Annotated in this window: 23 protein-coding genes and 1 pseudogene; 11 read left to right on the top strand and 13 right to left on the bottom strand. The window is 53.7% G+C overall.

Annotated elements, in window-relative coordinates; all coding sequences use genetic code 11:
• Positions 1 to 57: 57 nt before the first annotated feature.
• Complete coding sequence (locus JUI81_RS01070; protein ID WP_204123438.1) at positions 58 to 1,581, bottom strand: purine phosphorylase; 1,524 nt, start codon at positions 1,579 to 1,581, stop codon at positions 58 to 60.
• A gap of 52 nt (positions 1,582 to 1,633) precedes the next feature.
• Positions 1,634 to 2,542 carry a YafY family protein gene (locus tag JUI81_RS01065; protein ID WP_239077636.1) on the bottom strand — a complete coding sequence of 303 codons (909 nt, stop codon included), beginning with the start codon at positions 2,540 to 2,542 and terminating at the stop codon, positions 1,634 to 1,636.
• A 137-nt stretch (positions 2,543 to 2,679) separates the two neighbouring features.
• Between JUI81_RS01065 and JUI81_RS01060 the strand changes: the two genes are divergently transcribed.
• The 4 genes from JUI81_RS01060 (at position 2,680) to JUI81_RS01045 (ending at position 5,766) form a co-directional block, all read left to right on the top strand.
• A complete protein-coding gene (locus JUI81_RS01060; RefSeq protein ID WP_239077635.1) occupies positions 2,680 to 3,729 on the top strand; it encodes a CBASS oligonucleotide cyclase in 1,050 nt (349 codons plus the stop codon).
• Positions 3,726 to 4,220, top strand: a complete 495-nt coding sequence (locus tag JUI81_RS01055) for a hypothetical protein (protein WP_204123437.1) — start codon at positions 3,726 to 3,728, stop codon at positions 4,218 to 4,220. The genes JUI81_RS01060 and JUI81_RS01055 overlap by 4 nt, the downstream gene beginning before the upstream one ends.
• On the top strand, positions 4,217 to 5,113 hold the full coding sequence (locus tag JUI81_RS01050) for an ATP-binding protein (protein WP_204123436.1): 897 nt from the start codon (positions 4,217 to 4,219) through the stop codon (positions 5,111 to 5,113). The genes JUI81_RS01055 and JUI81_RS01050 overlap by 4 nt, the downstream gene beginning before the upstream one ends.
• A 101-nt stretch (positions 5,114 to 5,214) precedes the next feature.
• A complete protein-coding gene (locus JUI81_RS01045) occupies positions 5,215 to 5,766 on the top strand; it encodes a 3'-5' exonuclease (RefSeq protein WP_204123435.1) in 552 nt (183 codons plus the stop codon).
• On the opposite strand, the gene JUI81_RS01040 is transcribed toward JUI81_RS01045, so the two are convergent.
• The 7 genes and pseudogenes from JUI81_RS01040 to JUI81_RS01015 all read right to left on the bottom strand — a co-directional run bounded on the left by JUI81_RS01040 (position 5,763) and on the right by JUI81_RS01015 (position 10,602).
• Positions 5,763 to 6,560 (bottom strand): aldo/keto reductase, encoded by a 798-nt coding sequence (locus tag JUI81_RS01040; protein WP_204123434.1) that lies wholly within the window; start codon positions 6,558 to 6,560, stop codon positions 5,763 to 5,765. The two genes, JUI81_RS01045 and JUI81_RS01040, sit on opposite strands and share 4 nt — an antisense overlap.
• Entirely contained in the window at positions 6,557 to 7,138 is a 582-nt protein-coding gene (locus tag JUI81_RS01035; protein ID WP_204123433.1) for an AAA family ATPase, read from the bottom strand. Before JUI81_RS01035 ends, JUI81_RS01040 begins: the two co-directional genes overlap by 4 nt.
• Positions 7,135 to 7,749, bottom strand: coding sequence for a 3'-5' exonuclease (locus JUI81_RS01030; RefSeq protein ID WP_204123432.1), 615 nt, complete (start codon positions 7,747 to 7,749; stop codon positions 7,135 to 7,137). The genes JUI81_RS01035 and JUI81_RS01030 overlap by 4 nt, the downstream gene beginning before the upstream one ends.
• The gene (locus tag JUI81_RS01025) at positions 7,749 to 8,885 is read right to left on the bottom strand and encodes a radical SAM protein (RefSeq protein ID WP_204123431.1); all 1,137 of its coding nucleotides are present in this window, start codon (positions 8,883 to 8,885) and stop codon (positions 7,749 to 7,751) included. The genes JUI81_RS01030 and JUI81_RS01025 overlap by 1 nt, the downstream gene beginning before the upstream one ends.
• A gap of 141 nt (positions 8,886 to 9,026) precedes the next feature.
• Positions 9,027 to 9,248: pseudogene (locus JUI81_RS31705) on the bottom strand (integrase); the annotation flags it as partial.
• A gap of 45 nt (positions 9,249 to 9,293) precedes the next feature.
• The gene (locus JUI81_RS01020; RefSeq protein WP_204123430.1) at positions 9,294 to 9,677 is read right to left on the bottom strand and encodes a DoxX family protein; all 384 of its coding nucleotides are present in this window, start codon (positions 9,675 to 9,677) and stop codon (positions 9,294 to 9,296) included.
• A gap of 505 nt (positions 9,678 to 10,182) precedes the next feature.
• Positions 10,183 to 10,602, bottom strand: coding sequence for a helix-turn-helix domain-containing protein (locus JUI81_RS01015; protein WP_204123429.1), 420 nt, complete (start codon positions 10,600 to 10,602; stop codon positions 10,183 to 10,185).
• 45 nt (positions 10,603 to 10,647) lie between these two features.
• On the opposite strand from JUI81_RS01015, the gene JUI81_RS01010 reads away from it, so the two are divergent.
• Both JUI81_RS01010 and JUI81_RS01005 read left to right on the top strand, forming a co-directional pair.
• Positions 10,648 to 10,959 carry a nuclear transport factor 2 family protein gene (locus JUI81_RS01010; protein WP_204123428.1) on the top strand — a complete coding sequence of 104 codons (312 nt, stop codon included), beginning with the start codon at positions 10,648 to 10,650 and terminating at the stop codon, positions 10,957 to 10,959.
• Positions 10,959 to 11,738: an SDR family oxidoreductase gene (locus JUI81_RS01005; protein ID WP_204123427.1), complete on the top strand. Its 780-nt coding sequence runs from the start codon at positions 10,959 to 10,961 to the stop codon at positions 11,736 to 11,738. The genes JUI81_RS01010 and JUI81_RS01005 overlap by 1 nt, the downstream gene beginning before the upstream one ends.
• A gap of 503 nt (positions 11,739 to 12,241) precedes the next feature.
• Here JUI81_RS01005 and JUI81_RS01000 read toward each other — a convergent pair.
• Positions 12,242 to 12,985 carry a TetR/AcrR family transcriptional regulator gene (locus JUI81_RS01000; RefSeq protein ID WP_239077634.1) on the bottom strand — a complete coding sequence of 248 codons (744 nt, stop codon included), beginning with the start codon at positions 12,983 to 12,985 and terminating at the stop codon, positions 12,242 to 12,244.
• A gap of 102 nt (positions 12,986 to 13,087) precedes the next feature.
• On the opposite strand from JUI81_RS01000, the gene JUI81_RS00995 reads away from it, so the two are divergent.
• The 3 genes from JUI81_RS00995 to JUI81_RS00985 all read left to right on the top strand — a co-directional run bounded on the left by JUI81_RS00995 (position 13,088) and on the right by JUI81_RS00985 (position 15,904).
• On the top strand, positions 13,088 to 13,954 hold the full coding sequence (locus tag JUI81_RS00995) for a fumarylacetoacetate hydrolase family protein (protein ID WP_204123426.1): 867 nt from the start codon (positions 13,088 to 13,090) through the stop codon (positions 13,952 to 13,954).
• 210 nt (positions 13,955 to 14,164) lie between these two features.
• The gene (locus JUI81_RS00990) at positions 14,165 to 15,163 is read left to right on the top strand and encodes a 2,4,5-trihydroxytoluene oxygenase (RefSeq protein WP_204123425.1); all 999 of its coding nucleotides are present in this window, start codon (positions 14,165 to 14,167) and stop codon (positions 15,161 to 15,163) included.
• A 357-nt stretch (positions 15,164 to 15,520) separates the two neighbouring features.
• Positions 15,521 to 15,904: a nuclear transport factor 2 family protein gene (locus JUI81_RS00985; protein ID WP_204123424.1), complete on the top strand. Its 384-nt coding sequence runs from the start codon at positions 15,521 to 15,523 to the stop codon at positions 15,902 to 15,904.
• 82 nt (positions 15,905 to 15,986) lie between these two features.
• Here the strand turns inward: JUI81_RS00985 and JUI81_RS00980 are convergent, their stop codons facing one another.
• Positions 15,987 to 16,295 carry a hypothetical protein gene (locus JUI81_RS00980; protein ID WP_204123423.1) on the bottom strand — a complete coding sequence of 103 codons (309 nt, stop codon included), beginning with the start codon at positions 16,293 to 16,295 and terminating at the stop codon, positions 15,987 to 15,989.
• Between JUI81_RS00980 and JUI81_RS00975 the strand changes: the two genes are divergently transcribed.
• On the top strand, positions 16,294 to 16,944 hold the full coding sequence (locus JUI81_RS00975; RefSeq protein ID WP_204123422.1) for a hypothetical protein: 651 nt from the start codon (positions 16,294 to 16,296) through the stop codon (positions 16,942 to 16,944). The genes JUI81_RS00980 and JUI81_RS00975 overlap by 2 nt on opposite strands.
• A 28-nt stretch (positions 16,945 to 16,972) precedes the next feature.
• Here JUI81_RS00975 and JUI81_RS00970 read toward each other — a convergent pair whose 3' ends face one another.
• Complete coding sequence (locus tag JUI81_RS00970; protein WP_204123421.1) at positions 16,973 to 17,848, bottom strand: hypothetical protein; 876 nt, start codon at positions 17,846 to 17,848, stop codon at positions 16,973 to 16,975.
• 301 nt (positions 17,849 to 18,149) lie between these two features.
• Entirely contained in the window at positions 18,150 to 19,103 is a 954-nt protein-coding gene (locus JUI81_RS00965; protein ID WP_204123420.1) for a fumarylacetoacetate hydrolase family protein, read from the bottom strand.
• A gap of 51 nt (positions 19,104 to 19,154) precedes the next feature.
• Between JUI81_RS00965 and JUI81_RS31970 the strand changes: the two genes are divergently transcribed.
• Positions 19,155 to 19,283, top strand: coding sequence for a hypothetical protein (locus JUI81_RS31970; protein ID WP_275406294.1), 129 nt, complete (start codon positions 19,155 to 19,157; stop codon positions 19,281 to 19,283).
• Positions 19,284 to 19,372 lie beyond the last annotated feature (89 nt).

The following is a 19,372-nucleotide window of genomic DNA, read 5'->3' as shown; positions in this document are numbered from 1 at the left end:
GGAGGTGGCAGGGTTTGCTTTCCTGGTATCTCAAGCCCGCCGTCAGTACTTCCCCACCTACTTCCGATGCAAGACAAGTCCGTGAGCAATGTAATCGGCAGTCACTACAGCTGCAGCCATCGATGCCACTTCATGAAATACATCGTCCTTGAGGTGGTCACCGTGGTCACTGATCCCTCGGATGACCAGCGCAGGGACTTCATGTCTGGAACAGGCTTCAAATACCCCATGAGCTTCCATTTCAGCGACGCACACCTTGCCATGCAGCTCTTGCATTTTCTTGAAGAGATTCTCGTCGCGTACCAACTTTTCCCCTGCCGCAATCGTAACGGGTGTCGGGTTTAGAGACGCTGTCACTTCGCCTGCAGCTGATGAGTCCGGGAAAACCAGTCCTACGGTCTCGGCGTGACGCGCGAGGCGCGCCAATCGGGAACCTTGCACAAGATAGGCGCCCATGTCCTGTTGAGTACGAAATTCGGGCTTGGTGATGTCGGGCCTGACGACCATGACCCCGCCTGACAGTGCAGCGGCGCCCTCGTAGGCAACGACGCGTTCCGACATGATCACGTCGCCTAGCTTCAGTTTCGATCTCATGCCAGCGGCAATGCCCATCATGAAGACTGCATGAGGGCGGTACTCAGAGATGAGCATCGAGGTCACGGCCGATGCCTGGGCATTGCCGGCACCGTTGAACGATGCCACGAGGCAGGTGAGTGGGCCGTTGCGGCCTTCCACCTTGACCTTCCAGGCATGGATACCATGCTGACTTTGTATCCCGAATTCGTCGTCATCAATGCCTAGCGCATGTTTGGCCGCCGCCAGCTCGACGGGTAATGCGGTCAACACCAACACATCGGGAGTTGCTGCTGCGTCAGCAGCGATGCGCTCTTGGACGAAAAGCTGCACTGTCTTGTCGGCGAGGCCTTGCAGGTCTGCCGGGGCATTTTGCGCTGACAAGCCGAGCAGTTTGCGTCGAACGCTTTCACCGGTGTGTGGGAGATAGGCGGTCGGGTGTTGAGTGAATTGGCGGTGGAGCTGGATAGCACCCGGGCCATCTTCGCTGAACGCGCCGACGTCGATGTCAAACGGAAAAACCGGAAGCTTCAGTTTGAGCGCTCGCTGGGCACGGTCGATGACGCCCTTGCCCCCACCGATGGCGATCATGGCCGTGGCCAGATCCAGTTGGGCATCGCGAATGTTGCCGCCGGTGACAACATCGTCATCGACGTACTCAATCTGAGCGATATCTTGTTCCACAAGGCGACTGATCAACTGGCGGCCTTCGTCATCCATTTTGCTATACAAAGCGCGTTGGGATGTGACGATGTGCAACCGATTTTTAGTGTCCTGTAGCGCCGCCAGCTGCTGAACTTCGCGGGCTATCGTCCAATCGAAAACCATGGGGTCGCCATGATCGTTCTTTGGCTCACTTGTCAGATAGACGACCAGTGACGCCTGCGCATCCAATGCTGCTTTTGTCAGTCCGCGAACCAGATGATGTGCCCGATCGACCAGGGCTCGGTCTGTTGATTTTGAAATGCTCCCTGCGATCAGGAAGCACTGTTTTTCTAAGCTGGCCATCCAGAGGCTCCTACTGCTGATAAGGGGTGGCGCTGGCATCTTGCTCGATGGGTCAACTCATCGGCGGCAGCAGATGCTCTATTTTCTTGCGGTTTTTCAGAGTCAGCTGTTGTCGCAGAGGAGAGTTTTCAGGCCTCTCTTCTTGCAGGTTCAGCTGGTACAGCAGGTAAAAGGTCAAGGCTTGCCGGCACTGAAGCGTGATTTCTCCGTCCTGCATTGCATAGTCCCATTCGATCACCTTCTTCTGATACGGCTTTAATCGCGGATTGGCGCCGATTACAAGGTTAACGATCGTGTGCCATTGACTATCTTCGGACGCCCGATCCTCATCGGGGCCCGCGTCACGGGCAGTGACTACGCGGGACAAAGAAAAGTCGCGAAACTCGTGCTTGGTGTGGCAGAACGCTCGGAAGTGCCAACGAGCGCCATCCTGGACAAGCGCGTGAGGCGTCAATTTCCGATCAGTCGGCTCGGGAGTCGACAAGGAGCGGTAGGTTACGAACAGCGCATGCTTTTGACGAATCGCCCGCAGCACCAGACCTACAGTCTCCGCATCCAGGCGGCGTCCAGGACGGGGTACTGTGGCGACGGGTGCATGCCATCCGAGGAAACTTCCATAGGGAATGTCCGGTTGTATGGCGATCCTCAAGAGGTCATCTAGGTAGCGCTCCAGTGCGCTAGATGCGAAAACCGGTGTAAACGCTGGCGTCGATTTGTAAACCCGAGTCCGATTGTCGTACTCAAGGTTGTGTGAAGCCAGGCGTGCGTACTCGGAGAGGTCGATGGATGCCTGGGGTACGGAAATTCCAAAAAAATCAGTCAGATCGCTGCGGTTGATCTGTCCATCCCACCTGAGTCGGTAATCGATAAATTCTAAACGACGCTCTTGACCCCAGCGCGCGCCTGGGCGTGCGGGTGCTACGGAGTTCTTGCCCTGCACATTGGGTTCATCAGTCATCATGGTTACCTCAGTGCGTATAAAAACTAGACTACATCTAAAAAGTAGTCGTATAGTAAGGCTACGCGAGCAACCTGCAGATGGCAATCGGTCGGCCCCGGGCACCCTACGTCCGGCTCCAATTCCACGCATGCGCCGCCGTGAAATGGGTGCACTCGTGCACCTGCCACCATCTCGCTGGCCGGCTCATCGGGGGTCGTGCGGTAGGGATGATGGTTAGCTCAATCATCGAGGCTAGTGTCATGCCATTGAACAATGCACAGATTCGACGCTACGACAGTAACGTGCTGCGCCTGCCCAAGGACAAGCGGGAGATCTACAACGGCCAGGTCGACCGGCTCATCAAAGCGTTGCGAAGCAAGATCCGCGAGCAACACAAGATCACCATCGAGCGTGTGGTCAAGGCGGGTTCGTTCGCCAAGCACACCATCCTGCGCAAAAGCAGCGATAACCCGGTCGACGTGGATGTGGTGTTTTACATCTCCGGTAAAAGCGTGAGCGAGGAGTCTTATCAGAGCCTGAGTGATCTGATCCACGCCGCGCTGGTTGAGTTGTATCCGAACAAGGCGGTTGAGGATTTCGTGATTCAGCGTAAGGCGGCCACTGTGACCTTCAAAGGTACAGGGCTCGATGTCGACATCGTCCCCGTGATCGCTAACGCGAACAAGGAGGGCTACGGTTGGCAGTTCGATCGCGTGGATGGTTCAAAGGTCGAGACCTGTGCCCCCTGTCAGATCAAATTCGTGGCTGATCGCAAGAACGAGGATGCGGACTTTCGTACCCTGGTGCGCCTGGCCAAGCGGTGGCGCAATTACTCTGAATGCACCCTCAAATCGTTCGCCATCGAACTCATCATGGCCCATGTCCTGGAGGTCAACGGAAAGGAAGGCTCATTGGAAAAACGGTTCCGGGACTTCCTGCTTTACATCGCTCAGTCCCAGCTCAAGGAAGTGATCAAGTTTCCGGAAAATGGGGCGGTTGACCCGGACTTCAACGACCCTGTGGTGATTCTGGATCCTGTGTGCAACACCAACAATGTCGCCAGCCGCATCACCGAGGCTGAGCGCAAAGAAATCGTCGCACTCGCCAAATCATCCTGGGAGACCGCTTACCTTGCATCCGAGGACGATGATTTCGACGTATGGAAAGAGCTGTTCGGCAAGCAATTCAACGTGGAGGATGCGGCATGAGTCAGACGGCTACTCAGACAGAAACGTTCTCGGTTGCGGACATCGAGATCGTCATGCGGCGGGTGAGGATGGACTTGATGATGATCGCTTCCAGCACGGGCGCCGTCACCGAGGAGCGCGCCCGGGAGTGGGCCCATGACATTGAGCTGCTGGCGAAAGACGGGTACCTAAAGTCGGTAGATGTAACCATTCTCTCCAACGATGAAGAGCTGAAGGCTGCACGCTTCACCATTGACGCCGAGTCAGGGGCGCTCAGCAACGAGCGGCCTGGTGATAGCTTGTGGCCCAAATGCCCTGATGGGCATCTGCGCATCGTATTGTCTTATACCAATCGCTACGATGCCGCAGCCCAGCAGAAGTTGACGCCCAAATTCAAACGTCCGTGGTCGCCCTCCAGCGCGGACATCAGTCACAGCAAACTGGCCTCGAAGGTCGGTCGTGAATACTCCAGTAATGGTTACGGCGTGCAGCGCAAGGATTACGGGCAATGAGTAAAGTCAGTGTTTTCGATACCGAAACGGTGCTGCCGGATCGTCAGTTGTCCGCCCGGGAGACCGGACTTCTTGGGTTCTCCAAGCGGTACGACCGTGTCTACAAGCAGCTTCGGCTGTTGTTAGATCTTGGGCACCTTGATGCCTGGAGCAAGGACTACCATCACGGCGTCCTTCCTATCTGCAGCCTGGTCGCTGATCAGTACCCGATGGTCATCTTCCATGGTGACGTGGGCACAGGAAAAACGGCGATGGCCGAATGCATCGCTAACCGCATTGTGCGCGAATCGAGCACGGAAGACTCGGTGCTGCTCAAGCTGAGTAACCGTGTACGGGGTAGTGGTAAAGTTGGCGAAATGGGCACGCTCTTGACGCAAGTTTGGGCGGAGGTAGCCGAGGCAGCTGGCAAAAACCGGCGAGCTATTTTGCTCATCGATGAGGGCGATTCCATTGCTGCGTCCCGCTCTCAAAGCCAGAGCCATCATGAAGACAAGGTTGCCGTGAACACGCTCATTCAAGGTGTGGATGAGATGCGTAAGTACAACGGGCGCGTGGTCGTCTTCCTGTGCACCAATCGCCTATCGGTGCTTGATGCGGCTCTGCAGCGACGAGCAGCCATCGTCGAGGAATTCCGGAGGCCCGATGCAGAGGAGAGGAAGGCTCTTTTTGAGATGGATCTCCAAGGTATGCGGTTGACGGATAACCAGTTTCAGGAGCTCGCGGTGTTGACCGGGGCGCAGGCCGACCGGCCTGGTTGGACGTACTCCGACATCCGTACCCGTCTCTATCCTGCAGCGCTGTCGCTGGCCTACCCCGATCGCGCGCTGACCTTCAAGGACTTGAAAGACACTATAGGCTCACTTCGCCCCTCTCCTGTCATGGAAGATAAGTAGCGATTCATCCATCGTCGCGGCTGGGGCATGTTCTCAGCCGCGCTCAGCAATCGAGTTGCCGGCACGCGGTGCTCGATGCATGTTTACTGAGGAGTGACTTCATGACTGCAACACCCGAAATTTTCATTTCCGTGGATGTAGAGGCCTCAGGGCCAATCCCGGGCGAGTACAGCATGTTGTCAATCGGTGCGTGCCTGGTGTTCGATGAAGCGCAAACTTTCTCCTGCTACTTGAAACCAATCTCGGACCGTTATGTGCCAGAGGCACTGGAGGTTACTGGATTATCACTCGAAGGGCTTCGCTCTGAAGGTTTGGATCCCCGCGAGGCGATGCAGAGTTTTCAGAATTGGATTGAGCAGGTCGCGCCGGAGGGCACCAGGGCAGTCTTTGTAGGCTTCAACGCTTCGTTCGACTGGTCGTTTGTGAATTACTACTTCCACTACTTCCTGGGACAGAACCCATTCGGCATCGCAGCCTTGGACATCAAGTCGATGTATTTCGGCGCCGCGCGAAGCACTTGGGAGCAGACTCGTTCAAGTGCGATTGCCAAGACCGTTAATCCCCGTAAAAAAGGGGATCACGACGCCCTCCACGATGCGGTTTATCAAGCCGAGCTGTTTAGGCTGATTCAGACTCAGTTGATGAACGACTAAACCACCCGCTCATCATCAGCCTTCATGTTCTCTGCCAGGTGCTCGACGCTTGATGTACCTGGTATGGGAAACATGGCGGGCGAGCGCTCAAGCAGCCAGCGCAGCGCTCCGTGGGGTGTCACCGAACGAGCATTATCAGTGTGCTCCCCGTGCTCAAGGCATCGGCCAGCACCCAGCGGGGCATAGGGTACGAAAGCAATCTCGTTCTTCTCACACCATCGCACAACGTCATCAGATTCAGCGTTCAACAGGCTGAAAGAATTCTGGACGGCAGCAATCGGGGCAATCTTCGCTGCCTCGACAATCTGAGCAATAGTGATCTTGGACAATCCCAGTGCTTTGATCTTGCCCTCGGTGCGCAGTTGCTCCAACTCCCCGACCTGGTCGGCGAGCGGTACGTTGGGATCAACCCGGTGCAGGTAGTAAAGATCGATTGCGTCGACGCCGAGCCGGCGCAAGCTCAGTTCCACGCACTGGCGCAGATAGGCAGGAACTCCGCATGGTGTCCATCGACCTGGTCCCTGTCGGGTAAATCCGCCTTTGGTTGCAATGATCAAATCATCCGCATAGGGATGCAGTGCTTTGCGGATCAGCGTTTCGACATCGTGTGGACCGTAGGCGTCAGCAGTATCTATGTGCTGAACGCCTGACACCACTGCTGTCCGCAAGACTTGGATCGCGTTCTTTTCGTCGCCAGGTGGCCCCCAAATGCCAGGACCAGTCAGCCGCATGGTTCCAAAACCCAGGCGACGAACCCTCTTCCCGGCCAGCATTCCGTGCGTTGTTAAAGTCATGCTAACCCCATGCGATGGAATACGTCGGCGGTGAGCTCTTCGAGGAGCGCTTCGCGCACTGCTGGAGAGAGTACTCGGTGGTTTATCGAAAGACGGCCAAGAAGTTCATGCAAGTGGGTGTCAACCGATGCCCTGAAGCGGGTGTCAGTGTCTCGTCCGGGGCCAAGGGCTACCGAGGTGTCGAGTTTCGTCGCAAGAACGGTTGTGTAGTTGGGGCAGTGGTTGAGCATCAGGCTGTCTATCGCTTCCACCTCATGCGCAGCGGCGTAGGTGCCTCGATACTCAACTGCCGCGTTCCAATACGCCACCGCATCGATGATGGGTCGATCAACAAGCACAACCTCAGCATTAGTACGGGCGGCATGCTCCGCTTCAAGCGTCCGGTCGATGAACCACATCGTGGAGTCGTAGGTATGCTGGGTCAGCAGTGGGATGCCTTGCTGAACGGCGAGAGCCCCGAAGGAGGAAATGGTTTCGACGCGAACGCCCTTCAACTCAAGGGAGGCCTTCAGGTCGCTACAGAACGTGGATTTGCCGGTTGAGTGGGTGCCGGCAACCCCGATAACGATTGAACTCACCACAGGCTTCCTTGCTCTGGCGCTGGTGTTTCTTTCTCGGTCTGAGTCTTGAGCTGGGCGATGTTGCACACTTCAATCCAGCTCTTGATGAGCGAGTCTTTGATCAAGCGGCTGAGGAGCAGGGCGGTTACCCGTGCATCTTCTCCGGCGCGGTGCAGCTCACTTGAGATTTCGACGTCCAGGCCAGTCAGCGTCAGCAGTGCCGAAAGGCTATGGCTTTGGGCATTCGGATACACATGGCGCGCAAGCTTCAAGGTGTCAATCACGCCAATGGGGGCCCAGTCGGGTAGATGGCGTTTGATCACCCCATAGTCCACGGAGGCGTTGTGCGCAACAAACCATTTGCCCTGCAAATGTTGTTCGACATCGCCCCGTAATTCTTCCCAGGTAGGTGAGCTCTTCACCTTCGAGTTGCCGATGCCATGCACTCGTTTTGCCTGCCAGGTGATTGGGTTTGGCGGCTTGATGAGCCAGCTCAAAGGATCACTCCCCTCGACGACTGGAAACGAGGCAATGGCGAGCTCCACAAGATCAGGCGGAGTGTGGCCATTTCCTTCAACGTCGACGATTACGATGGGCTCGCAGGGCCACTGGAACTTCGTGTCTGTCATCAGATATTCCTTTGCGCTTCCGCGCGCCCATGGCGATCATAGTGATGCGGTTTGTCGGCATCGTGCACTTGATATCCAAGCGTGTGCTGCATGAAATATCGCCGCTGTTCATCCAGGCCGCGAACAATGATGGATCTGTCTGTGATCACCGGCTCGCCCTCGGCACCCAGGCTCCGACATAGGCTGCTGAGTAGCGTCTCATCAGGTTTCTTCCAGGCGGCTTTGCACGTTGAGTACTGGGCGGACGGACAAGTTTCACAGAGTTCCGTGATGCCGAAATGACCGTTGTAGTCGGGCTGATGATGAGCATAGGCAACACCACAAGAGGTCTTGCGAAAAATGGGCGTATCCGGGGCCAGCGACTGGTAAATCCTGAGCAATCGTTGTTCTTCCTCCAGCGGCAGAAGCTTGCGCCTTGCGGTCGAGGTATAGGGTTCGGGAATGCCCTGGCTTTGGTAATGCTGGGCAATCTCCTTGCGATAGAACAAGCCGCTGAAGACCGTTGCGTGAGCGTGTTTCGCCAACTGCGCAGCCCGAGCAATGTGCTGGTCTGAGTCATTGAGTCCTGGAACGATCGGGCGCCAGTAAAGCACCGTCCGGTACCGCTGCGCATGCTTGAACAGAAGGCGCAGGCTGTTGGCTGCGATCGACGATTTGATCGGCTCGACCTTGGGGTCGTCGATACCCGAGTAGGTGACCAATATCGTCAGCTTGATATTTGTCAGAGCGTTAAAGCGCTTGCAATCTTCAGATGTCACTCGCCAGCGTGTGATGACTAGGACGTTGTTGGTCAGGCCAGCGAGATCGAGCAACCGCAAAAGGTTATGAGTGTGGGGCTTGACCTCCGGAAGCATCGGATCAGTAGCCCGGTTAAACAACTGAATCGGTGTGATGTGAGGCTGGAAGTAGCGATGTGAGATGAACTGCTCAAATGCCTGCTCATCGGTCATCAATGCTTGAGGCTTACGTTGGTCGAAATTCCCGAACAGGTGCCGCACGCAGTAGCTGCAATCCAAAGGGCAGCCGACGATATGGTTGAGGCTGAGGCCGCTTTTTCGGTACTCGACAGGGTCTCTTAGGCTTGGATTAACCTGTGACAGCTGCGTTGCGTCGATGATGGTGACGTTTTTATCCATTGACGCGATCCTTGTGGCTCGATTGAGTCGCGGACATCCCTTCGATTTATACCAATCCATCCTGTAGCGTAAGCCGTCAATAGGCAGTTACTACAAGGTTGGCAAGTTGCTAGGCTATCAATTTGCCATCAATGCGCGCAATGACCTGCGAGCGGATCTCTTTTCAAACTGAAGGGTTTTCTGCTGCATCACGATGGCCCGTGACGACACATGTTCCCCCTGGGCTATGTCTTGGACTTGCAGCTTGCTGTCGATGACCAAGTTGAAGAGCGCCAAATGACGTGTCTTCTCAGCAAGCTGAAGTCTTAAGCGGATGGCCCAGATATCTCTGACTCGGAGCGGGGCTTTCTGCCCGACAAGCATTCCCTTGACCTCGCAAGCTGGGCTAAGAGCAAGGTCGCCAACGTGTTAGCGTAGTGCAAGTAACTGGAATACAGGGCGCAGGCGCCAGGCTACGAAGGCAGACATCAAAGCCAGCATCAACGCTGGTGCAGGGTTGCCACCAATTACAAAGAGATGGGTTGCCACGCCGCAGATCATGGTCACTGCCAGCAGCAGTGCACCGAAAAAGACTGTGGCGGGTAGGAGTACCAACACAGCGCCTGTTATCTCGATGGTACCGGTCATAAAGCGAAACCACTGACCTATGCCGATGGCATCGAACACTTGAACCATCTGTGCCACGCCGGCCATTTTTGCAATGCCAGCCGCAGCAAATGCAAGTGCCAAGAGTGCTCGAACACCCCAAACAATACGGCGATTCGTTGGGGTAAGAGAAGCTGAAATGGTCATGGGGAAAGATATCCTTGCTTGTGGTGCTCAGCGGAGGGTCCACTGCGGCGATGCGAGAAGGATATGCGTTACTTCACTAGATGATTAGGCGGAGTAACTGGATTGAACTGATCCATTTTAGGCTGTAGTTCACTTGGAAATCGTCTCGGGCCTTTCTCAGATATCCCAAGTGCTTCACTTACTCAATATGCCCGACGTACTCACCGATGGGTACGCATTGCTGCGGCGGATACAATGCATCCTGCGCTCCCGGAGTGCGCGCATAACAGCAGAGCGTCTACGGCATGGATGTGATGAAGTGAGCTGGGCCAAGTGCACGAGTGGAAGGGAAGGACTACCAAGCTGTCGTTGATTACGGCGAAGTAAGGTGGCATTGGCCTCGCAATTTTCGACGGTGGGACGATCAGAATATTCAAGCCTGCTGGGTGTGAAAAACATCTGTTGCCCGCCAGCGTTTTCCGCATTGCCTGATGTAAAAAAATCGGCTCGAGACAAAAAGAGATGACTAGTCGTGAGCGATACTTGGCGCTCGCGCAAGAGGGACATCATTTTCGACCTCACGGTGCTCCGCCCATTCCAGCATGCTATCCATCACAGGGCACAGCTTTTGCCCCCATGGTGTGAGCCGGTAATCAACCCTGGGTGGCACTTCCTCGTAGTCGGTTCTCAGAACCAATCCTTCCTTTTCGAAGCTTCGCAGTTGTTGCGCAAGCATCTTCTGCGAGATTCCGCAGATTCGTCGCTCCAGATCGGAAAATCGTTGGACCTTCCCATCGAACAGGTGGAACAGGATCAAGAGTTTCCATCTTCCTCGTAAAAGCTTGAACACTGCTTCGACATCCGCGGCGGCGGTGTCTGCGGTGTAAGTTTTTCTCTGCTTCAAGGGGGTACTTACTATTTTGTGCGTTCTTGTCAATTCCACCATGGCACCTGATCATCTTTTTACAACTAATGTTGAAGGAGAAATACGATGGATCTCACTTTGCATCCGCTGATTGAAGCATATCTTCGAAGCGAATCCGACGATGACACAGGTGCCTTGGACCAGGTGTTTTCTGCCACGGCGGTGGTTAAGGATGAAGGTCGGTCGATTGAGGGCATCGCCGCAATCAAGAAATGGAAACAGGAGTCGAAGCATAAATACCAGTACACCGTCGAACCCTTGGGCAGCCGGGTGGTGATGACTGCTCGTCTGACTGGAAATTTTCCAGGTAGCCCGATCGTAGTGAATTACACCTTCGGTATGCAGGACGGGAAGATTCAAACACTGGAGATCGCCTGATGGATAATCACAACGGTCTGAAAGGGCTTCGTGCCCTTGTAACAGGCGCTACCAAAGGTATTGGCAAAGCGACGTATCAAACGCTTCTTTCAGAAGGAGCCCAAGTGCTTGGTGCGGCCAGGACTTGCCCAGATTGGATGCAGGGAGAGCATTTTGTAGCAGCCGATGTGACGGGTGTTGTTGGTTGCCAGCAGGTCATCGACGCCGTCAAGGATCGTCTAGGCGGAATCGATATTATTGTCCATGTGGTAGGGGGATCTTCCGCCCCGGGTGGTGGTTTTGCGGCCCAGCAAGAAGAGATTTGGGTGTCAGAGTTCGATCTGAACTTCTACCCGGCAGTGAGAATTGATCGTGGCCTCATACCCTTGATGCTTGAGCAAAAGTCCGGCGTGATCGTCCATGTGACTTCCATCCTCAGTAAGCTCCCATTGTTTGACTCCAGCATGCCTTATGCGGCGGCCAAGGCTGCGCTATCCAATTACAGTAAAGGGCTTTCAAAGGAGCTGAGTCCTAAAGGGGTTCGTGTGGTTCGGGTGGCTCCAGGTTGGGTGGAAACTGAAGCTGCCGAGGCGTTGGTCAAACGGATTGCTGAGGCTAATGGTACCGACGAAGACAAAGCCAGGCAGCTGATTATGGACTCTCTGGGTGGCATTCCACTGGGAAGGCCTAATCGCCCCCAAGAGGTCGCTGATCTGATCAGCTTTCTGGTTTCGCCGAAAGCTGGCGCGATCACGGGTGTCGAATATGTCATGGACGGGGGGACTGTTCCGACCGTCTAGATTTAGCATGAGGGAGACTCACTGTTCATCCTGGCTGGACCAAACGACGAGTTGCTTAATCAACTTCGTTGAGTCCTGGGGCGATCTGGGAATGAAACATGATTCTAAAGTCAGCTTGTGCGCTGCTGTCCTGAGTTGTCGCGAACCCTCAAGGTGGAAGGGGAATGGTCATTCAAGCTGCTCGTGAAGCTGACGCCTCGAGCCTAACCACTCTGCTTGTTAAACAGTGACAGAACAGATGTAGTAAATAGCTGCTCAGGCGTCCTGACACGTTGCAATCGAGACCTGCGCACGCAGGTTGATTTGAACGCAAACATACAGCATGGCTCCTATGGGATAGATGCTGGAAGACAGGGCACTTTTGGGTGCCCTCGTCATTGGTACATAGATAACGATCGCGTTACAGCACCACCCAGCCCCAGGCTACAACGACTATTTTTCGCAGAGCCAGCATTGAATGTTCACCGTAACTGAAGGCTCTTTGCACAGTGCAATCGCACGATTTATGCATTCTTGGGAAGTAAGCCGTTTGTGAAGATGGAGATCGCTTCGGTGATCAGGTGCTCGCTTTCTGCCTGCGAAGGCAAGTCACGTAGTCCGAGCAAGCAGCGCAATTGCAGATCACCGGTCAGGGCATCGAGGAATATCACTGCGCGGGTATGGGCGTTTCCTGGCGATATCAGCCCGGCTCCTTCTGCCCAGGTAAAGTACCCTGCCAGGCAGTTATATGCCGTCGAGGGGGCCGCATCGAAGAATGACCGGGCCGCCTTGGGTGTACGCAATGCCTCGGCAACAATCAGCCGATGCAGGGCGATGGTCCGCGGGGATAGGACAACGTCCAGGAAGATCCGAGCGATGGTTGTCAACGCCTCCTGCAGGGGGCTGTGCTTCAGATCAATATGGGTCAGCGGGCTGACGTTTTCTTCACAGAGTTGCTCGATCATGGCGGTGAACAACCCTTCCTTGTCGCCAAAGTAGCTATAGATCGTCCGCTTCGATCCGCCGATGGTTGCAATGATTCCGTCAACGCTGACGCCGGAGTATCCCTCGGCGAGGAACATGTCGGTCGCTACTTTGAGAATGCTTTGACGCTTTGCTACCTGCCGGGGGCTTTCCATGTGACTCGAGTATTCCTGAAAAAATACGATAAGAATTTCGCCACAGCGTACCTCGCTCTGGATATGCCTTCCAGCTACGGTGCCTATCGAGCGCATTTGTAGCCCGATCATTTTTTTAAAAAAACGCAATGAGCACTCTTGACGAGCTTTTGGTTTCGGCGCAACGTTCTCATAACGGTACGGTAACGTACCGTACCTTTTGTAAAAACAAAAACAATAGAGGGACTGATCATGCGTTTTGTACATTTCGTAGAAGGGACTTCCAAAGGACTGGGTGTCGAACAAGCGGGTACCCTGCGAGGTCTGACTGAAAAGGATCACGGGTATCCGGGCTCTCTACTGGATCTTCTCAATGCAGGTGCTGATGCCCTTAAAGCAGCACACGATCGACTGAGCGATGCACGCCTGATTGACCTATCCAAGGTGCGTTATCTGCCGCCTATCGAGCGCCCGGGAAAAATAGTCTGCGTAGGCTTGAACTATGCCGAGCACACCAAGGAAAGTCCGTACGAGCAGCCGTCCTATCCGTCCTTTTTCCCCCGTTTCGCCTCGACCCTTGTCGGGCATGGCGAGCCGATCATTCGTCCCCGTGTCTCCGAGGAACTAGATTTCGAAGGTGAACTGGTCGTGATCATTGGTACCGGTGGCCGGCATATTTCCAAAGAGCGCGCTTTGGAACATGTCGCGGGTTACGCAATTTTCAATGAAGCCTCAGTACGCGATTATCAATTCAAATCGCCGCAATGGACTATTGGCAAGAATTTCGACGCCACTGGTGCATTCGGCCCTACCTTCGTCACTGCTGACGAACTACCACCCGGTGCATCTGGCCTGAAACTGGTGACTCGCCTCAATGGTGCGATCGTGCAGCAGGGCAACACCGCCGACATGATCTTTAATGTCGTCGACCTGATTTCTATCCTCAGCGAAGCAGTGACGCTGGAGCCCGGCGACCTCATCGTCACCGGTACGCCTGCGGGCATCGGCTGGGCCCGTACTCCGAAACTGTTCATGAAGCCGGGCGATCTTTGCACTGTCGAGATCGAGGGGCTTGGCACGCTAAGCAATCTGATTGCCGATGAAAATCCACCAGCCTGATTCTGCTGGTTTGCCGGTTTGAAGCTGTCTTCTTTTTACCGAACTGCACCGCAGTATCGCGTCTGACAGCTTTAGCGTTAGCCGGCTTGCTTTCTGCCCATTGAATGGTGCCCCCGCTAGACCCGTACAGGTTTGGCTAGGTTGCCTTGCCCATTTGTTAATGGCTGCCCATGGAGCGATTGCTCCGGGCACGGCTGAGGAAGAACAATCGTGCTGCAGATTAAAGACATCAATCATGTCGTCTACCACCACCCCGATCTTTCTGCAATTGAACGGTTCCTGACCGATTTTGGTCTGGTCGTCACGCACCGCACTGAGCAGCGGATTTACCTGCGCGGAGCATGCTCTCTGCCTTATATCTACATTGCCGAGAAGTCAGAGCAGGCTAGGTTTGGCGCCATCGCTTTCGCCGTCGAAAGCTTTGACAACCTACAGGAGGCGACCCTGCTGCCTGGCGCGTCGCTCATACAAAATCTGGAAGGGCCCGGAGGCGGACAATGTGTGGTGTTGCACGATCCGTCCGGACGGCGAATTGAGCTGGTACATGGCATCGAGCCGGTTGAGGCATTGACCTTGCGCGCCCCGCTGACCCTCAACTCGGCGCAACAGAAACAGCGCTTTGGCCAATCACAGCGTCCTGGTAAAGGTGCAGCACAAGTGCTGCGGCTCGGTCATGCTGCTATCGGTGTGCAAGACATTGCGGCGCTGCTTGAGTGGTATCAACAAACGCTCGGAATGTTGCCTTCTGATTTGGTGATTAAAGAAAACGAGCCGGACTTCCCGATAGCTGCATTCCTGCGGCTGAATCGAGGTAGTGCATGGACCGACCATCACAGTATTGCGCTGTTCGAGGCGGACAAAGACTTTGTTCACCACGCCTCTTTCGAAGTGCAAGATTTTGACGCGCAGTGTCTGGGTCACGAATGGATGCATAAGCAAGGTTGGTCCCCGTTCTGGGGGGTTGGCCGACATGTGTTGGGCAGTCAGATCTTCGACTATTGGGCGGATCCTTCGGGCAACCTCATCGAGCATTTCACAGATGGGGACTTGTTCAATGAAGGTTCGCCGTTCGGCTACACAGTCGCCAGCGATGCCAGCCTTTACCAATGGGGCCCCAAAATGTCGGTGAAGTATTTCCTCGACGGCAAATGCGAAGTCGAACAGACCCATTCTCGGCCAGCAGAGTCTCGTCAGCGACACATCGGATGAGTCTTCCGGATTAGAAACCAGGAGTGAGGACTGGCAGAGAGGGGGCTAAATCCCAATTTCTGCCAGGCTCCAAGCGATATCGGCTGGTAGAACCAGGTAATAAACGATCACTGATTCAACATGCCGCGGGATGTCGTGGGTGAAGGGCAATTAATGCCGTCAGTTGCTGGGCGTTCAGCTCTGAGAAAGCCTGCTCATTGTTTCAATCGCGCGTTGACTTTAAACGCCAGTAAGTCCCCCCCAGTGTGTAATTAAGCATCGGCCTCTGCGTGTTCAATCACCCGGGCTGGCAAGACAGAAATATAAGCTGGCCCCTAAGTGATGTACCCAACTGACTGCCAACTAAGAGATTAATAAATGTCAGATAAAGACGTAAAAAACATCATTACAGCACTCGAAGCGCTCCGGCGGCGTGCGATGATCGAGCAAGATATGGATTTTCTGGAACGCATCTATTCCAGTGATCTTACCTATAGTCACTCGGACGGCAAAAGCGATAGCAAGGGCTCGTACCTTGCGGGTATGCGTAAAGGTGTTTGGTTTTATAAAAGCCTTCAGAGCGAACAAGAGCAAATTCGGATATTGGGTGACTGCGCTGTTTTTAACGGGTTAATTGAGATGGATGTCATTATTCGAGGTGAGCCTCTGATTTTGAACTCTCGATACATTAGCGTGTGGAGAAATGGCGAGTCGGGGTGGCAAATGATTGCTTGGCAGTCCACTCGATACTCGAAAATATAAGGTTGTTCGCTATGCCGAATGAATATCCGATATTTGTGCGGCTACTTCATCACTAATGATGAAGGCATTGATGCTCCGGGGGTTAAAGACCCTGGGGCACATAGCGGGTCAATCGGCTCGGGAAGTTTGGGTTGTGCGCTGCTAATAGATTGGCGAGGTATTTCATGCGCGATAAACCTTTATGTGCCAGCACGGCCAAGTCATGACAGGAACTCCATTCTGTTATGCTGAATTGGCTGGAATTAAGTTTAAAAAGTATAGGCTGGAGCTGTTTTGTGGGGTGATTTTGTTTTTCATGGTTAATAAAATAGTGATGAATTTTAAAAAGCTTAAATTTGCCAAAGGCATCGTCAATATGCCTAAGTCTGGGTGGTGTCAGGAAGGTGAACATGGTGATTGATCAGCTGTCTTCTCATAACAGTTATTTTGATGGAGACGGTACTCCGTTGCAGCTTTGCTTCGATAAGCGCTCTTTTCAGTATGCTGGGGTGAGGGTTGTACTGAATACACTTCCATATTTGATTAATAGGTGGACAGGCGAGATTTTTTTCCCTGCGCCTTCGGTTGCGATAATTGAAAAAGAAGTGGTGCGTGCCAAGGAAAGCAAGAGAAGCGGAGTAACGGTAAATCAGGTTGGCAGGTTTAGTCGTGGTAAGTTCCCTGTTGCTGTAGGGACGAGATTCAAATATTCTGTGATAGAGCATTTTTTCATTCCTGGGTTACTGAGGGGCATACCTTCGGATGGATACTTAACGCCGACCTATTTCAATAAGGATGTGTTGTTGAAGTACGAGCACAGCGAAAGCTGTAATCTGGATCAGACCACGCCAAGCGCGGGATCAATTCAGGTGAAGGGAGGAGAAACTATTCCATATGGAATTAATCAGAGTGGCAGTGTGGTAATGTGGCTAGGCGATATTGTTAGTCTTTCGGAGCAAGAAAAACAGTATTTGTACTCGGAGAATATCGATCCACAATACGATCTGCATTCAGACTTCTACAATAGCCAAATCTTAGGTGAGTGGTTTGGAGCAATCTGAAAGGTTGAGTGGTCAGCATAACTAATCTTCAGTGAGCGGCACGGGGGAGTCGCGCTAGTTCGGGGATTTCAGTCGTTTTCACTTCGAAATCGCTTGCTCTAAGTCGTAATCCGTCTAGCTCCAAAGGTAGGAGCTTTGAAATGAATTTATTGTGATATACCGCCAGCCACAATATTTTGTCGAGATATCCTTTCGTGTGCCCGCCGTCCGAATAGCGACTGATAATTAAATGCTTGTGCGCATGGATTAGGTTGGGGAGCTTTTCGGGGGTGTCGAGCTGCATGCATATACTTGTAAGGTAGTTGATATACCAGAGCCCATTATCTCCTCGATCGACCAGTTTTCTTATATCTTTGATTTCATCATCACCACTATAACCCTCTCTGCGCAGCGTAGCGTCCTTGCGCACCTCATTTAGCACGCTAGGATCAATCACAATCCGCGGATAAATAGCTAACTTGCTTTCAAGTTCATAAGCCGTGACCATCGCGGGACCGAATATCATTCCTTGATTAAGGTAAATCTCTCCGATGGTCACGGCGCCTCGCAGGATAATGTTCTCCGATATCAATTCGCCTTGGATTAGGCTCAGGTGATTGATCTCACTTAGGACATGTCCTGTCGGGTACAGTAGGTTGTCTCCATCTAAAAAACGTACTCGTACGATACTATCAGAGAAGGCAACAGAGCAGACCGTTGGCTCGTCACCGATCAATTCATCATGGCCTTCAGGAATTGCATATTTCCTAACGGCAGAAAGTACTTGTGCAACTTTGTTAGCCTCTCCGCTCTTCACTAGGTTGGCGAATCCGAGAATATCTAGGAAGGTGACGACTGCACGACGATAGCGTGCAGGCGCTTGAGCGGTGTCAGCGTTAGAGCTAATTTTTGTTTTATTGCTCACTGAGTCGCTCCTAGTCAAATCCGAACACTATATCGAACAGATTGGCAGAGTCCATCCCCACAATTTCGGGGTCGACGGCGCACAAAAGTACAGTGATTTAGGTTCCCAAGGGGGACCTGAACCATGGTCTCGCCAAACTTTCGATTTGATTGGAGTAAGTGAAGTCAGCCTCCACAGGCGCTGCCATTGCTGGGAGCTAACCGGCGACGAATTGTCGCTCGTCTGGTTACTCCATCTCCGATCATCCCGTTTAGTTATCGGACGAGGACAGGCAACCGGTGGAGACAACACCAGGAGAATGTCAGTCGATTGTGGTTTCCAGTTCGCCAAGCCCATCGATCCAGACTCTTAGGACATCACCACGCGCAAGGAAAACGCCTTTCTCCATGCCCACACCCGCCGGCGTCCCCGTCAGCAATACGTCACCTGGAAACAGCTCGATTCGCTGGGTGAGGTAAGCAATTTGCGCGGCAACGCCGTAAAGATGGTTAGAAGTATTGGAGTCCTGCTCCAGGTGGCCGTTGCGCCAGAGTTTGATGTCTAGATTCTCGGGGCTCTCTACAAACTGAGCCGGAGTCACGTACGGCCCCAGCGGGCAGGCCCCGTTGAAGCACTTGTGAGCCGTCCAGTCATAATAGAATGGACTGCTCGGATCTACTTGGCTTCGGCGCACATGGTCTCGTGAGGACAGGTCATTGGCGCAGGTGTAACCGGCAACATAATCCAACGCCTCATCCTCGCTCACTCGGTAAGCTCGGCGACCGATCACTACGGCTAGCTCGGCTTCCCAGTCAAGTTTATGGGTACCCTCGGGAATCTCGACGACCTGCTTGTGCGCTGCCAAACTTCCTCGGCCCGCCTTAATGAAGTGCCAGGGGGCGATGCCCTCACTACGCGGATCCTGGGGTGGTTTGATGTTGATGGCGCGCGCCATTGCTTCTACATGGTCCTTGTAGTTAGCGCCGGCGGCGTAGACGGTGCCCGGGCGCTGCAAAGGGGGGGCAAATTTCAGAGCATTCAAGTCGAGCAGTTGAGCTTGATACTTGGCCGGATTTTCTACAATTTGGTTAACCAATGTCTGAAGGCGATTGTTTGAGTGTTTCCAGTCCTCCAGCAAATCATCGATGGTGACCTTTGTTATATCCAATGAGGCTGCCTTTGCCGCTTGACTCAAGTCATAAGCCCTGTCACCAACCAGTAGACCTGTTGCCGGTAAAGCTGTGTCGGAGTGGAATGCGAAAAGTTGGTATTTCATGATTCACCATCAAGTAAATAACGCGCGTTTAGGGAGGAGGTCGCCTGCATCGTGAGTTCCTTTCTCCCCTGGACCAGCACGGGAGTCAGCTTCGATGAGTTTGATTACGGCCGAGATGTCTTCGTTGCCCATGCCTTCAACGAAGGCGTGGAGGAAATAGGACTGTGCGACGCTGAATAGCGGTGACGCGCAACCAAGCTCTTCAACGAGCTCGCTTGCCAAGCGCAAAGATTTGTCTAAGGTGACGAGCGGGCTAGGCGCCGGCTGGA

The organism is Pseudomonas sp. 008, assembly GCF_016861935.1.
Taxonomy (GTDB): domain Bacteria; phylum Pseudomonadota; class Gammaproteobacteria; order Pseudomonadales; family Pseudomonadaceae; genus Aquipseudomonas.
The sequence above is the reverse complement of the archived record's forward strand: the minus strand, read 5'-3'. Positions and strand labels throughout refer to the sequence as shown.